The 13,035-nt window shown below is 42.1% G+C and carries 19 protein-coding genes; 13 read left to right on the top strand and 6 right to left on the bottom strand.

The window, feature by feature from the left end:
* The first annotated feature begins 62 nt into the window (after nt 1-62).
* The 11 genes from psmA (at nt 63) to FGU46_RS02475 (ending at nt 5,738) form a co-directional block, all read left to right on the top strand.
* Entirely contained in the window at nt 63-821 is a 759-nt protein-coding gene (psmA, locus tag FGU46_RS02525; RefSeq protein ID WP_286476208.1) for an archaeal proteasome endopeptidase complex subunit alpha, read from the top strand.
* 3 nt (nt 822-824) lie between these two features.
* Entirely contained in the window at nt 825-1,520 is a 696-nt protein-coding gene (locus FGU46_RS02520) for a ribosome assembly factor SBDS (RefSeq protein ID WP_286476206.1), read from the top strand.
* A gap of 33 nt (nt 1,521-1,553) precedes the next feature.
* On the top strand, nt 1,554-2,279 hold the full coding sequence (gene rrp4, locus FGU46_RS02515; protein ID WP_286476205.1) for an exosome complex RNA-binding protein Rrp4: 726 nt from the start codon (nt 1,554-1,556) through the stop codon (nt 2,277-2,279).
* 2 nt (nt 2,280-2,281) lie between these two features.
* Nucleotides 2,282-3,007 (top strand): exosome complex exonuclease Rrp41, encoded by a 726-nt coding sequence (rrp41, locus tag FGU46_RS02510; protein WP_286476203.1) that lies wholly within the window; start codon nt 2,282-2,284, stop codon nt 3,005-3,007.
* A 1-nt stretch (nt 3,008) separates the two neighbouring features.
* Entirely contained in the window at nt 3,009-3,806 is a 798-nt protein-coding gene (gene rrp42, locus FGU46_RS02505; protein WP_286476201.1) for an exosome complex protein Rrp42, read from the top strand.
* Between the two features lie 64 nt (nt 3,807-3,870).
* On the top strand, nt 3,871-4,140 hold the full coding sequence (gene rpl37A / locus FGU46_RS02500; protein ID WP_286476199.1) for a 50S ribosomal protein L37Ae: 270 nt from the start codon (nt 3,871-3,873) through the stop codon (nt 4,138-4,140).
* A 1-nt stretch (nt 4,141) separates the two neighbouring features.
* Nucleotides 4,142-4,273 carry a DNA-directed RNA polymerase subunit P gene (locus FGU46_RS02495; RefSeq protein WP_286476198.1) on the top strand — a complete coding sequence of 44 codons (132 nt, stop codon included), beginning with the start codon at nt 4,142-4,144 and terminating at the stop codon, nt 4,271-4,273.
* Between the two features lie 3 nt (nt 4,274-4,276).
* Complete coding sequence (locus FGU46_RS02490; protein ID WP_286476195.1) at nt 4,277-4,798, top strand: Brix domain-containing protein; 522 nt, start codon at nt 4,277-4,279, stop codon at nt 4,796-4,798.
* Nucleotides 4,779-5,030: a KEOPS complex subunit Pcc1 gene (locus tag FGU46_RS02485; RefSeq protein ID WP_286476193.1), complete on the top strand. Its 252-nt coding sequence runs from the start codon at nt 4,779-4,781 to the stop codon at nt 5,028-5,030. The genes FGU46_RS02490 and FGU46_RS02485 overlap by 20 nt, the downstream gene beginning before the upstream one ends.
* Nucleotides 5,031-5,112: 82 nt before the next feature.
* Nucleotides 5,113-5,478 (top strand): prefoldin subunit beta, encoded by a 366-nt coding sequence (locus FGU46_RS02480; protein ID WP_286476191.1) that lies wholly within the window; start codon nt 5,113-5,115, stop codon nt 5,476-5,478.
* The gene (locus FGU46_RS02475; RefSeq protein ID WP_286476189.1) at nt 5,475-5,738 is read left to right on the top strand and encodes a DUF3194 domain-containing protein; all 264 of its coding nucleotides are present in this window, start codon (nt 5,475-5,477) and stop codon (nt 5,736-5,738) included. Before FGU46_RS02480 ends, FGU46_RS02475 begins: the two co-directional genes overlap by 4 nt.
* A gap of 397 nt (nt 5,739-6,135) precedes the next feature.
* Here FGU46_RS02475 and FGU46_RS02470 read toward each other — a convergent pair whose 3' ends face one another.
* Nucleotides 6,136-7,461, bottom strand: coding sequence for a glutamine synthetase family protein (locus FGU46_RS02470; RefSeq protein ID WP_286476184.1), 1,326 nt, complete (start codon nt 7,459-7,461; stop codon nt 6,136-6,138).
* A 192-nt stretch (nt 7,462-7,653) separates the two neighbouring features.
* On the opposite strand from FGU46_RS02470, the gene FGU46_RS02465 reads away from it, so the two are divergent.
* Complete coding sequence (locus FGU46_RS02465; RefSeq protein WP_286476182.1) at nt 7,654-8,349, top strand: HisA/HisF family protein; 696 nt, start codon at nt 7,654-7,656, stop codon at nt 8,347-8,349.
* Nucleotides 8,350-8,382: 33 nt separating this feature from the next.
* Entirely contained in the window at nt 8,383-9,243 is an 861-nt protein-coding gene (locus FGU46_RS02460; protein WP_286476180.1) for a PfkB family carbohydrate kinase, read from the top strand.
* A gap of 68 nt (nt 9,244-9,311) precedes the next feature.
* Here FGU46_RS02460 and FGU46_RS02455 read toward each other — a convergent pair whose 3' ends face one another.
* From FGU46_RS02455 to FGU46_RS02435, 5 genes are all read right to left on the bottom strand, one after another.
* On the bottom strand, nt 9,312-9,509 hold the full coding sequence (locus FGU46_RS02455; RefSeq protein WP_286476179.1) for a hypothetical protein: 198 nt from the start codon (nt 9,507-9,509) through the stop codon (nt 9,312-9,314).
* A 90-nt stretch (nt 9,510-9,599) separates the two neighbouring features.
* On the bottom strand, nt 9,600-11,147 hold the full coding sequence (locus tag FGU46_RS02450; protein ID WP_286476176.1) for an ATP-binding protein: 1,548 nt from the start codon (nt 11,145-11,147) through the stop codon (nt 9,600-9,602).
* Between the two features lie 19 nt (nt 11,148-11,166).
* Entirely contained in the window at nt 11,167-11,847 is a 681-nt protein-coding gene (locus FGU46_RS02445) for a TIGR02253 family HAD-type hydrolase (protein ID WP_286476174.1), read from the bottom strand.
* A gap of 92 nt (nt 11,848-11,939) precedes the next feature.
* Complete coding sequence (locus FGU46_RS02440; protein WP_286476172.1) at nt 11,940-12,599, bottom strand: DNA polymerase domain-containing protein; 660 nt, start codon at nt 12,597-12,599, stop codon at nt 11,940-11,942.
* Entirely contained in the window at nt 12,580-12,960 is a 381-nt protein-coding gene (locus FGU46_RS02435) for a 30S ribosomal protein S8e (RefSeq protein WP_286476171.1), read from the bottom strand. Before FGU46_RS02435 ends, FGU46_RS02440 begins: the two co-directional genes overlap by 20 nt.
* Nucleotides 12,961-13,035 lie beyond the last annotated feature (75 nt).

Raw genomic sequence — 13,035 nt, 5'->3', positions numbered from 1 at the left:
TCTTACCGAAACCAAATCTTGGTAAGGTTCATTTCTTCATTCAAAATAGAGAGGTATAAACCATGCAACCATTAGCAGGAGCAGCAGGATACGATAAAGGTATATCTATTTTCAGCCCTGACGGAAGGCTATTTCAGGTTGAATATGCCAGAGAAGCTGTCAAAAGAGGTACCACCTCGTTGGGGGTAAAATCAAGTGAAGGAGTAGTACTGGTGGTGGATAAACGACCCTCCAGTAAACTGGTAGAACCCCAATCTATAGAAAAAATATTCCAGGTCGACGATCATATTGGGGCCGCCACCTCTGGATTGGTGGCTGATGCCCGGGTCCTAATAGAAAAAGCCCGGTTGGAATCACAAGTAAACAAGATAACCTACAACGAACCCATAGCAGTGGAGATACTGGCCAAAAAGATCTGTGACATGAAACAGTTGTACACCCAACACGGGGGGGTTAGGCCTTTCGGTTCTGCCCTACTCATTGCGGGAGTCAACGATAATGGGTCCCGTCTTTTCGAGACCGATCCCAGTGGTGCTCTTATAGAATATAAGGCCACGGCCATCGGGGCGGGAAGAGCAGTGGCTATGGAAGTCTTTGAAAAGGATTACACCGAAGATATAACACTCGCCGATGCTATGGAATTGGCCTTAGATGCTGTTTACGAAGCAACTGAAGGTAAAACAACCAACGAAAGTGTGGAAATAGCCGTCATTGAGAAAAAAACCCACGGGTACCGTAAACTAAGTGATGATGAGATTTCTGAACATGTAGAAGAACTCCTCATCAGAAAGTCCAAGGAGGACGAGGAAGAAGAGGAATAAAATATGGTAACCCTGGAAGATGCTGTTATAGCCCGATTAGAATATTACGGGGAGAGATTTGAAGTTCTGGTAGATCCAGATCTGGCATCTGACTTAAAAAGGGGAAAACCAATCAATATTGATGAAATACTGGCCGTGGAAGAGGTTTTTAAGGACGCCAAAAAAGGGGATAAAGCTTCAGAAGAAGCTATGATGAAGGCCTTCCAGACTGCAGACCCCCTGGAGGCGGCAGCCACCATTATCCGGAAAGGAAATGTACAGCTCACCGCCCAACAACGAAGGGATATGCAGGAAGAAAAAAGAAGGAGTATAGTGGCTAAAATATCTAGAGAAGCTATAAATCCCCAGACTAAGCTTCCCCATCCTGCTAGAAGGATAGAAATTGCTATGGAAGAGGCTAAAATTCATGTTGATCCCTTTAAAAGCGTGGACGAACAGGTTAACACGGTTTTAAAGGCCATCCGTACTAAGATCCCCATAAGGTTCGAAAAGGTGAGGGTGGCCATTAGGATACCTGGAGATGCCACTGGGAAGGTCCATGGCGTAATACTTGAATACGGAGAAACCAAGAAAGAAGAATGGCAACAAGATGGCTCCTGGATAGCTGTGGTAGAGATACCAGGCGGTCTCCAGGATAGTTTCTACCAAAAACTGAGTGAGATTACCCATGGACAGGTGGAAACTAAATTAATGAAATAAACTTCTTTTTAGGCCTGATAAAGGAGGCACAAAGTGATACTAGTAGAAGATAAAGATATAGTGGTTCCAGGGGAGGTTCTGGCAGAAGGAGAATACTACGCAGGTAGGGGGACTTTTAAGGATGACACTAAAGTCTGTTCAGCCCTGGTAGGTCTGGTGGCCATACGTGATGATAAAATAAGTGTACTACCCCTGCAAAGCAAGTACATTCCCAAGAGGGGAGATGTGGTCATTGGGAAAATCACAGAAGTAAGATTCTCCATGTGGAATGTGGATATTAACTCTCCTTATTCAGGAATCCTACCTGCTTCAGATGTCTTTGGAAGAGAAAAACGTGACATGAACAAAGCCTTCGACGTAGGCGATATACTATTCATGAGGGTCGTGGACGTGGATGAGGTTAAAAAGGTTAAACTGGGTCTTAAAGGACGTGGCCTGGGTAAATTTAGGGGAGGAATACTGGTGGAAATAACTCCCACCAAGGTGCCCCGCCTGATCGGCAAGAAGGGATCCATGATTAACATGATCAAAGACCACACCAAATGTGAAGTGGTGGTGGGTCAGAATGGCCTGGTATGGGTAAAAGGAAAACCAGAGATGGAAAGGGTAGTGGAAAAGGTTATAAAAACCATTGAAGCAGAAGCACACACCTCTGGCTTAACCGACCGGGTTCGAGAAATGTTAAACCAGCTACTGGGCATTGAGGAAGAAGCAGAGAAAGAAGAGGAAGAAGATTACAAAGAGGAATTAATTCAATAGGGGTGATTACTATTATAACCAATCGCGATTTAGAAGGAAAAAACTCCGAAAGGTCAGATGGGAGGGCTTATAATGAGTTAAGGCCCTTAAAAATAGAAGCTGGAGTCTTAGAAAGGGCAGACGGATCTGCTTATCTTGAATTCGGGGACAACAAAGTCTTAGCCGCTGTTTATGGGCCACGAGAATTCCATATACGACGATTTTTAAAGCCTAATATGGCCGTATTACGCTGTCGGTATAACATGGCTCCCTTTTCAGTGGAAGATCGGAAAAGACCTGGTCCAGACCGTAGGTCCCTGGAAATATCTAAACTCACGTCTGAAGCATTATCTCCAGCAGTATTCCTGGAAAAATTCCCCAGATCATCTATTGACGTATTCATAGAAGTGCTCCAAGCAGAAGGAGGAACTCGATGCGCGGGTATAACTGCGGCATCGGTGGCCTTGGCTGATGCAGGAATACCCATGCGAGATATGGTGGCGGCCTGTGCTGCCGGAAAGGCTAATGGCCAGATAGTAATGGATCTTTCTGAATGGGAAGATAAGGAAGGAGAGGCCGATGTTCCAGTGGCCATCATGCCACGTACTGGTGAGATCACGTTGCTGCAGATGGATGGTCAACTGACCAAAGACGAATTTGAACAGGCCCTGGATCTGGCTAAGGAAGGCTGTATGAAGATTAGTGAAGAACAGAAAAAGGCCATTAAGAACAGGTATGGTGGTGATTAAGATGCAGCCTGTAGTTCCTGAAATTACAAGAGTAAGTGTAACTAACCTCATAAACAAGGGTGAGAGAACCGACGGCAGGGCTTTAGACCAGTACCGGGAAATATCCCTGGAAACTGGGGTAATTAAGAAGGCAGAAGGTTCTGCCAGGGTTAAAATAGGTAACACTCAGATAATGATTGGTATCAAGCCACAAATTGGTGAACCATTCCCGGACACTCCTAACGTGGGAGTTTTCATGACTAATTCTGAACTGGTTCCCATGGCTGCTCCTAACTTTGAACCAGGGCCTCCTGATGAACGTTCAGTAGAACTTTCCAGGGTAACTGACCGTGGTATAAGGGAAGGTAAGATCATTGACCTGGAGAAACTGGCCTTAATTCCTGGAAAGAAGGTATGGATGATCTTTATCGACATGCACATCCTGGACTACGATGGTAACCTCATGGACGCCGCCGCCCTGGGAGCTATGGCTGCTCTAATGGACACCAAGATCCCTACAGCTACTGTTAAGGATGATGAAGTGGTAGTTGATCACGAAAATATGCAACCTTTACCACTCAACGGGAAGACCGTAATGTCTACTATGGCCAAGATAGGTAAAGAACTAGTATCCGACCCATCCCTTGAAGAAGAAAGTATTATGGGGGCTCGCATATCCATAGGTGTCCGCAGTGACGGCACCATCTGCTCCATGCAAAAGGGTGGTGAAAGGCCTTTTGAAAAGGAAGAAATCCTTAAGGCCATTGATATTGCTCAAGAAAAGACCAAAGAACTTTTCAAGTACCTCCCTAAGTCTTAAACAATAGTTACATTAAAAAAGTTACATTAAAAAAGTTGAATAATTAAAAATCAAGGTGATACTAATGGCAAGAACCAAAAAAGTCGGTATAACCGGCAGATTCGGTCCTCGTTACGGTAGAAAAGCTAAGAAAACCGTTAAGACCATAGAAGAAAATATGAAGAAGAAGCACATCTGTCCTCAATGTGACCGACCCGCTGTTAAGAGGGTTTCTCGAGGAATCTGGAAGTGCAAAAAGTGCAACACCGTATTTACGGGTGGAGCTTACATGCCATCCACCCCAATGGGTAAGACTGCTGCTCGTAACATAAAAAGGATAGTTGGAGGACTATAAGTTGTACAAGTGCTCTAAGTGCGGTACTCTGGTGGATGTAAAAGGATACACAGAATCCAAGTGTCCCAGTTGCCGTTATAGGATACTATTTAAGGAAATACCTCCAGTTAGAAGGTCAGTAAAGGCCCGATAAGGCATGTTGATAACCACCTCCCGGAAACCATCACAAAGAACCCGAAGCTTTGGTCGTGCCCTGGAAAGGGTTTTACCAGCTCGATATCTTAACCGGGGGAAGATGAGCCTACGCGAAGTTTTCCTGAAGGCTAAAGAACTTGGCTTCGATTCAGTGATGGTCATTTCGGAGAGGTATGGAAATCCCAGCCGTCTAGAATTTTTCACTGGTAATGAAGAACCAGAAGCATACATCTTAATCAGCACGGACCTTTCTCAACCTTCGGGTAAGATTCATACCGAAAATTTGACTCTTCAATGTGAAGAACCGGCACTATCCGACTTCCTGAGTAACTTCCTAAAGATTGGGTTGGATAGTAATGAAATTTCCAATTACAAAAGTTCCAATCTAATCTGCATAAAAAAGACCGGCCAGACTCAAAGAACGGTAATGGAGTTTTTCGATAATAAAGGGAACTTGATACGACCCAGAATATATCTGAAAGACTGGAAAGGGGTTGCTTTTAGTGATTCTTCAGGGAGTTGAGATTCAACTTGAAGTTGAACTAGATAGCCGGAAAGAAGCCGAGATAATCTATGAAGCTTTGAAACCTGAAATAAAATTTTCACATTCATCTCGAACCAGGAGTTGGATGAAGATAAAGGATAAAAAACTCATCCTGGAAGTACAGGCCAGAGACTCCACCTCGTTAAGAGCATCTGTTAACTCTTATTTAAGGTGGATAAATTTATCCTGCCAGGTATTAGAGTTAAGCTAGTTTGGTTAATGGGATTATTTAATTTATATGGTCATTAAAAAACGTAATAGAGCACGGAACATCTAATAATTGAGGTGATAAAATGGAGATACCCCAAAATATTCAACATCAACTGGCTCAGTTCCAGCAAATGCAGCAACAGGCCCAGGCCATATCCATGCAGAAGCAGAACGTGGATTTACAAACCCGTGAAACAGAAAAAGCCCTGGAAGAGCTGAAAAAATCTGAAGATGAGGCTGATGTTTACAAAACTGCTGGTAACCTGCTTATAAAGGTCGAAAAGGTTTCTTTAACCGAGGAACTGGAGGAAAAACTGGAAACACTCCAACTTAGAGAGAAGACCATAAAGCGTCAGGAAGAACGGGTCATGAAAAAACTTCAGGAAATGCAGGAATCCATACAGGAAGCCATGCAAACCACCGGGATGCAACCGGGGATGGGTAATTGAGGAAACTTACCGAAAATGAGTTGGATGAACTTTCCACTAGGGCGGCGCAGGCCGCCCAGGATCACATCCTGTCCATGGTATCCAAGAAAGAAGTTATAGATATGGATATAAATGTTGAACTTACTTTCAACAAGGGTTTGGATGTGGATGTGACTGTGGAACTATTTTTAGATGATCTATCAAAGGTTAACCCCGAAAAACTTGCAGATGAAGCGGTTGAACAGGCGCTTCTGATTACTGATAGATTTATGGAAGATTAATTTTCTCGTGTTAATAGCATTTGTAATTGGATCCGTTTTAGTTAGACATTTAGTAATAAAATTAAAGGCTATTTTAGTATCATAGTAATACTAAAATATAAAAAAGTATTTATAAGGTCAGATACAACTAATTTTGTCAGACACCATGGCAAATCCCGGGAATAATGGCTCTTTTTTGGGCCATATATCCCTTTATATTGAACCAGGGCATCTAAATCAACATTTAAGCTCAAACGTACTAAGAGATGCCCTGCTTACAGTAATCAATTATCTAAATAATATAACCTCCTTGCTGGAAGTGGGGATCTGGCCATTGGTTCCCTACTTCCCTATTAAGGGCTTTAAAGAGCTTATTTTTATTAAATTATTAAAAAATTAAATAAAAAATTTTTTTAAATTATAGTATAGGATAATATTTTTTTATCTCATAATCTGTTACCTGGCGGTTGTATTCTTCACATTCCAATTTTTTGAGGGTTATGAATCTTCGGAAAGAATGTGGACCCAGAGTTTCCTCCACCAAATCAGACTCTTCAGCATATCTTATGGCCTCTTCTAAACTGGAAGGTAAAATTTCTATTCCCTTTTTAATTCTTTCTTCATCATTGAGTTCATAGAGATTAAGTTCCATTGGTTCTGGCAGGGGACATTCCTCTTCTATTCCTTTCAGTCCGGCCATGAGCATCACTGCTAACTGTAAGTAGGGATTTCCAGAAGGATCTGGGCATCTAACTTCGATTCGGGTGGCATACTCCCGGCCTGGTTGGTATTGGGGAACTCTAATCAGGGCCGAGCGATTGTTTCGTGACCAGGCCACGTAAACAGGAGCTTCGTAACCAGGAACCAGTCTTTTGTAGGAATTCACCCAGGGAGCCAGGATGGATACCATTTCCTTGGAGTACTTAAGAACTCCGCCCAAGTAAGACTTGGCATAATCTGAAAGGTGGAATGAATCATCAGAATCAAAGAAAACGTTTTTGTTCCCCTTAAAAAGGGATTGGTGGGTGTGCATGCCGGATCCATACTCTCCGTAGATGGGTTTGGGCATAAAAGTGGCATATACTCCGTGGTTACTGGCTATTTCCTTCACTGCCAGCCGGTAAGTTACCATGTTGTCGGCCATTTTCAGAGCATCATCATAGCGCATGTCTATCTCGTGCTGGGAGACCGCCGCCTCGTGGTGAGAGTACTCCACCTTAATACCCAGGTTTTTAAGGGCCAGTACGGTATCTCTACGGAGATCGGAAGCCATGTCCCGGGGAGTTAGGTCAAAGTATCCACCATGGTCCAGTGGTTCTGGTCTTTCGGGCGATTTGAAGTAGAAGTATTCCAGTTCAGGACCTACATAAAAGTGGTCAAATCCCATTTTTTCCATCCGTGCCAGAGCTCTCTTAAGAACGTATCGGGGATCTCCTTCGTAAGGATCACCACCTGGCTGCAGTACATCACAGATCATACGACCCACAGCTTTTTCTCTGGGCCTCCATGGTAAAATGGCAAAGGTGTTTAGGTCGGGCATGGCGATCATGTCTGATTCCTCTATATCCTGAAAGCCAGTAATACTGGACCCATCGAAGCCCATACCCCTTTCTAAGGCATTTTCAAGTTCATCATTAGTTATGGCAAAGCTTTTCAGTATACCATTAAGGTCGGTAAACCACAGTCTGATGAACTCCACATCATTTTCCAGAACAGTTTCCATTATTTCATTCTTACTAATCATCTTAACACCCTTACCTTAATATGATATTAAACTGTACACATATATGAATATTTCTTACTACTATTTCTATTCTAAGACCGTTCTCTAATATAAGTATATTAAAAACTCTTTATAAAACTATATAATTAATCTTCTGCAAATGTTTATGTGTCATCTGCTAAAGGATTATTATTGATTAAAATAGAGGGTACAATGATTATACCAGTACTGGATTTAAAGGATAAAATAGCAGTTTCAGGCCAATCCGGGAAAAGAGACACCTACCAGCCACTTAAAACTATTTTCCATAAATCTGCAGACCCAGTTAAAATTTCGGAAAAAATCTCGGCATGCGGTTTCAAACGTATATATATTGCCGACCTGGATTCCATAGAGAGTAAAGGTTCCAATCTGGAATTAGTGTCAATGATAAATCACTTTCTTCCGGTTATGTTGGACTGTGGAGCAAATGATCTTGAAACTGTGAGAGAAGCTCTTAACTATTCCAGGGAGGTCATTGTGGCCACCGAAACATTGAGAAACCTGGAGGATCTTAGTCAAATCTTCCAGTCCCTAGACCAGGACCGAATAGTACTAAGTGTGGATGTGAAGGATGGAAAAATCCTGAGTCAAATGGTATCTATGGAATTTGAAGATTTATTTAGCTGGATTGATGAATTTCAACCTAAAGAAACCATATTACTGGATATATCACGGGTAGGAACGCTAAAAGGTATCAACAAGGAGCTTATTATAAAATTTAATAAAATTAAAACTTCGTTAATAATTGGTGGTGGTGTTCAGGGGGATGAACTTCCACTAATTCGTGATCTGGGGGCGGATAACGTTTTGATTGGTTCTGCTCTCCATAATGGAAAAATAAAACCTGATTCCACATTGTCTTGGTAAATATTTATTTGTTTTTAAATCAAAGAGTTTTGTATGGCTAATTTCTTGCTACTGGGTCCAGTTACCCGAGATACCATCATCAGGCAGGGTTCTACCTATCACTCTACTGGAGGTCCGGTGTACTACCATGCCGGTGTACTGGACGCTCTGGGAGTAGATGCCACCGCTCTGGTGACTGTTGGTAAAGAAGATAAAGGCCTTCTTGATTCTTTTCCCTCATCGTTAAGGGTTATCCCTTCTTTTAGAGAAAACACCGCCAATTTTGAGAATTATTACCCCTCCTCAGATCCTAATCAGAGGAAGCAGAGAGCAAATTTACCCTGCAACCCACTTAGAAAAGAAGATTTCAAGGATTTAGATCTGCACAGTTTCGATGCATTTCTAGTTTCTCCCTTATCGCCAGCGGACATTCCACTGGAAATACTTCGATATCTTCACCAAACAGAAAAACCCATCTATATGGGTATTCAGGGTTATATGAGGCATTTAGAAAATTTTGAAGTCGTTCTAAAGCCCTGGAAAGATCATCATAAATTTCTTCCTTTTTTAAAGATAATCTTTATGGATGAGTTAGAGGCCAGAATGGTACTGGGTATCGGATATTCTGAGCTGGAGATCATCGCCCAAAAACTGGCTGCAAATGGGCCGGAAGAGGTTATCATTACCCTGGGAGATAGGGGATCACTTATCTATTCAAGTAGGATGAACAAAGTCCATAGAATCCCTGCTGTCCCGCCTCATAAAACGGTAGATCCCACTGGTCTGGGTGATAGTTACATGGCGGCCTATGCTTGTAAAAGACTTGAAACTCCTGACCCAGAAAAGTGTGGTATTTTCGCATCCCAAATAGCATCTCTAAAACTGGAAAAACAGGGTGCCCTAAAGCTTTTCTGATACTAGATGTGTCAAAAATTAGTTTATTTTCTTTAAAAGAAATCTTATCTCGGCATCTTTTTTTTTGACTAGGTCCCCAGTACCAGCGGGAGGATCAGGAAAGGTAACAAGCCGGCCAGCATAAATAAAGCCACTCCAGCTAGCGTGTATTTGGTTTTCCTATCCATTATCCCACTGCAGATGAGAATAATGCCGATAAAGCCCATTAAGGGCGGTATTATGTGTGAGTAAATTAATGAACCCGCAATGAAGGTTGAATCTGCCATATATTCACCTCAATAATTTCTTATGCATCACTTTTAAAAGCATTTCAATAATTTAAGACAAGCATGAATCAGAAATACTTGTTAACTAATTTACCATCCCAGTATGGTTCTTCGAAGTTCTTTTTCTGATTCAGCAATCACTTCGATTTTTTTAATATCAATATTCTTTTTTTTCAGGTAATCAACTAGTACCACCGGGGTGATGTTCTCTTCCAAGTCTGCAATTAATGAATCTTTCTCATTGGCTATTACAATAGATCCAAAGTCGGATAGTGCCTGTGAAGCTGCCTCTAAATCCTGGGTTTTTATGCGGAAAGATCGGGTTTTATTGGCGATTTGACTGATGTCTATTCTCATACGTTGCAGCACAATGAGGACGTGCTTTTCAAGCGCCTCTTCCAGTACTTCAATATCTATAATGTTTTTGTCTTTGTTAATACGCACCGCTTGACATATCTGGGCCACATCACGGGCGTGGGCAAAGCTGGGTTGCAGGCCTTCGCCTCCTTCATTAATATTTTCATAGACCTTACTGAATCGGTCCAGAACATCCTTTTCATAATCTTCCTGCAGTTGTTCCAGATTCCGACGGAAAACCTCTTTTACTTCCTCTACATCAGGATTTTTAAGGAAGATGTGCAGCGGAGCGCGACGGAGGTGGGCTTCATCCATGATGCTGATGTCCAGGTTGGTGGAGAATGCCGGGATGAAGTGGGAGTGCACCACAACCGGTATTCCCCGCACGTAGATCATGTCTTTGTTGTTTTCCATAGGCACTATGAGACGGTTAAGGATGAGTTCATGATCATCCCTCTGCCTACCCAGGTCGTCAATTAATAAAATTCCACCATTAGCTTTAATAATAGGTGAAGTTTCGTAAACTCCCTTATTAGGATTATAATTAGTCTCAAGTTTGTTTAGATTTAGTTCTGCACCGGTGAGAACGAATGGGGCAAATATCTTAACCCATCGAGGGTCTTCTGGTTGTTCTTCACATTTTTTGTGGAAACTGGAGTCGTAGATTTGGATGATTCGTCCCCCAAATTCTATAAACTTTGGAATTATCAGGGGCGGTAGTAAGTCAGGCATTTTACTGACTACAAATGTTTTACCGGTACCAGGAGGACCGTAAACAAAGATACCCTTACCAATAATGCAGGACTCAATTATGGACTCTTTCGCATAGGCAATACCTACCACATCTTTGAAAGTATTCTCCACCACTTTGGATGGGATTTTGAGGGGGTAGCGTCCCTTCATTTGCACATCCATTATTTCATAGTAATCTTCATAGGATACCGGGGCCATTCCGATGTAGGGATTATCTTCATTAATACCCCTGGCTTTTTCACGTCCCTTGGGGGTTATACTGTATTCCACACTTGAAAATAGAAATCCTCCTCCGACCGTGGCGCAAAGGCCACTTTTTTCCAGTTCAGGTAATATTCTTTCCAGTATGTCCCAGTGTATGCCGGTTATTTCGTTAATGGTGCTGGTTTTCACGGTTCCATACCCAGCCACGATCTTCAAAAAGAGATCGGTTATAAAAGATTCGGAAAGCTGTAAGTTTTCTATGGTTTTGGGCTGTTCCAGGGCTTCAAAGATTTTTTCCATTTTATAATCATGATAATAACTCATAAAAACCACTTCCAACCTTTTACAGAATTTCTTGAATTAACCCAATGTGAGATGCCACGTCAATTTCTAGGTTGTTCTTTCTTAAATAATCTTCTTCTTCTGCAGTGAGTCTGGAATTAACCAGTATGGCTGACATTCCCACGTTGAGGGCACCTAAAATATCCTCAGAAAATTTGTTTCCGATCATTATGGACTTATCCGCCCGACAACCCATTCTTCTCAGGGCCAGGTTAAAAATCTCGGGCTCAGGTTTTTCACATCCAGCTTCCTCAGAGGTGACTACTGCATCGAAAAAATGGTGCAAATCCAGCCTGATAAGTTTTTCCCATTGTTTAATTACCAGACCGTTAGATACGACTCCCAAATGATATCCCTGTTTTTTTACATGGATGAGTGTGGACATGGTGTCCGGAAAAAGCCTTAGTAATGCAAATTTAACATTATGATAGGTTATCATTCCCAATGCAATTAGATAAGGATTTTCCTCCCCAAAAACTCGTTGAGTTAGCACGTTGAAATGCTTGTTATAATTGGAACCTTTTTCCTTGATTATAGATCTTAAAAGAGAATAAGATTCTTCATTGGACAAGGGCAGTCCTGCGTCAATCATGGCTGAAAGGGCTGCTTTTCGAGCTAATTTGGCAAAACCAGAAGTGTCATATAGAGTATCGTCAATATCGAAAAAAATTGCTTTCCCCATATTGCAGCTCCTTGGTTTTCAACTACTTTCGGATAATATTTGAATCTTATTTTTATCAACAATTAAGTTTATCACAGGTGATAATTAACTTTTCAATTGAAGAAGGCATCTAAGCTACTCTGTCTTTCCTGATGCATTACTTCTGAGGGGGAATAACCGATGGCTTCAATAATTCGGGATATTGCCGGAAGAACCTGATTTTCAATGTAATAAGTGGGATCGTAATCACTTATATCCACATCTTCCACGGGTTCTGCGCGCTGACTTATGGGTGATTTCCCTTTTACCACAACGTAGCGCATTATTGAGCCACGAACAACTTTTCTACCCCTTTCGATGGCCTTTTTTGCTGCCATTACGTGAGGTGCGTTTTGCTGGTAACTTTCCGGGTTTCTGGTAATCTGGGTGTTGATCACCAGGTCTTCCAAGTCTAAATTACCCTTCTTAATATCTTCGATGACATCTCGCACTATTTTTGTTGCCTTTTTGGGTGATCCATCTTCTAGGATGGCTCGCAATACTTTCTCTTGTGTTTTCCTGGCTACTGGCGCCCAGTCTCGGCGCACCAGCTCCAGGCCCTTTACAACAATTTTTCCTTCTTGTATGAGGGCGTATCTTTTTTTGGTTACAAAGAAGCCTCTTTCGAAGAATCCTTCGAATTCCAGTTCCATCCCTTCAGGGAGTTCCTGGTTAACGGCTTTTAGAAACTTCTCCGCCTCATCTTTTATGGTATCACGCAATAAGCACACCATTAACCATGCCGTCCTGTCCGGGTCGGGAGGTAATTTTAACCTGACCTAAACTGGTTTCCACCACGGCGCCTTTGGTGATAATGTTACGTCGCACAAAGTGATCGTTGGCATGGTTTTCAATGACACCCATGATCTCCGCAACTTGCATCTTGTTGTTTTCAGGGTCAACCACGTTTATCTTAAGGTCGTTGGTTAGTCTGAGTTTCTTTCCACCACCCTTGGTACGGATGGTTTTTATCTTACGTTCTCCGATCTTGGTCTCAGCGGGGTCGCGACCAAATTCTACTTTTCTCTTATTCCGGCTGCTCTTGGAGCGTCCGCCGGTTAATTTTCTAACAGATTTTCCTTGCCATATTGCCATTATTTCACCTTTATTAACTTGATCTTACAAAATATTCTGCCTTTAATTTTTTTAAAAAAATGCAGTAAGGAAATA

Source organism: Methanobacterium sp. CWC-01, from assembly GCF_030323845.1.
GTDB classification, from domain to species: domain Archaea; phylum Methanobacteriota; class Methanobacteria; order Methanobacteriales; family Methanobacteriaceae; genus Methanobacterium; species Methanobacterium aridiramus.
Note: the sequence above shows the minus strand (reverse complement) of the source record. Positions and strands in the feature narration are given on the sequence as shown.

Coding starts and splice junctions, on each gene's coding strand:
- psmA (WP_286476208.1), top strand. CDS start 63: ATGCAACCATTAGCAGGAGCAGCAGGATACGATAAAGGTATATCTATT.
- FGU46_RS02520 (WP_286476206.1), top strand. CDS start 825: ATGGTAACCCTGGAAGATGCTGTTATAGCCCGATTAGAATATTACGGG.
- rrp42 (WP_286476201.1), top strand. CDS start 3,009: ATGCAGCCTGTAGTTCCTGAAATTACAAGAGTAAGTGTAACTAACCTC.
- rpl37A (WP_286476199.1), top strand. CDS start 3,871: ATGGCAAGAACCAAAAAAGTCGGTATAACCGGCAGATTCGGTCCTCGT.
- FGU46_RS02490 (WP_286476195.1), top strand. CDS start 4,277: ATGTTGATAACCACCTCCCGGAAACCATCACAAAGAACCCGAAGCTTT.
- FGU46_RS02480 (WP_286476191.1), top strand. CDS start 5,113: ATGGAGATACCCCAAAATATTCAACATCAACTGGCTCAGTTCCAGCAA.
- FGU46_RS02470 (WP_286476184.1), bottom strand. CDS start 7,461: ATGATTAGTAAGAATGAAATAATGGAAACTGTTCTGGAAAATGATGTG.
- FGU46_RS02465 (WP_286476182.1), top strand. CDS start 7,654: ATGATTATACCAGTACTGGATTTAAAGGATAAAATAGCAGTTTCAGGC.
- FGU46_RS02460 (WP_286476180.1), top strand. CDS start 8,383: ATGGCTAATTTCTTGCTACTGGGTCCAGTTACCCGAGATACCATCATC.
- FGU46_RS02455 (WP_286476179.1), bottom strand. CDS start 9,509: ATGGCAGATTCAACCTTCATTGCGGGTTCATTAATTTACTCACACATA.
- FGU46_RS02450 (WP_286476176.1), bottom strand. CDS start 11,147: ATGAGTTATTATCATGATTATAAAATGGAAAAAATCTTTGAAGCCCTG.
- FGU46_RS02445 (WP_286476174.1), bottom strand. CDS start 11,847: ATGGGGAAAGCAATTTTTTTCGATATTGACGATACTCTATATGACACT.
- FGU46_RS02440 (WP_286476172.1), bottom strand. CDS start 12,599: ATGGTGTGCTTATTGCGTGATACCATAAAAGATGAGGCGGAGAAGTTT.
- FGU46_RS02435 (WP_286476171.1), bottom strand. CDS start 12,960: ATGGCAATATGGCAAGGAAAATCTGTTAGAAAATTAACCGGCGGACGC.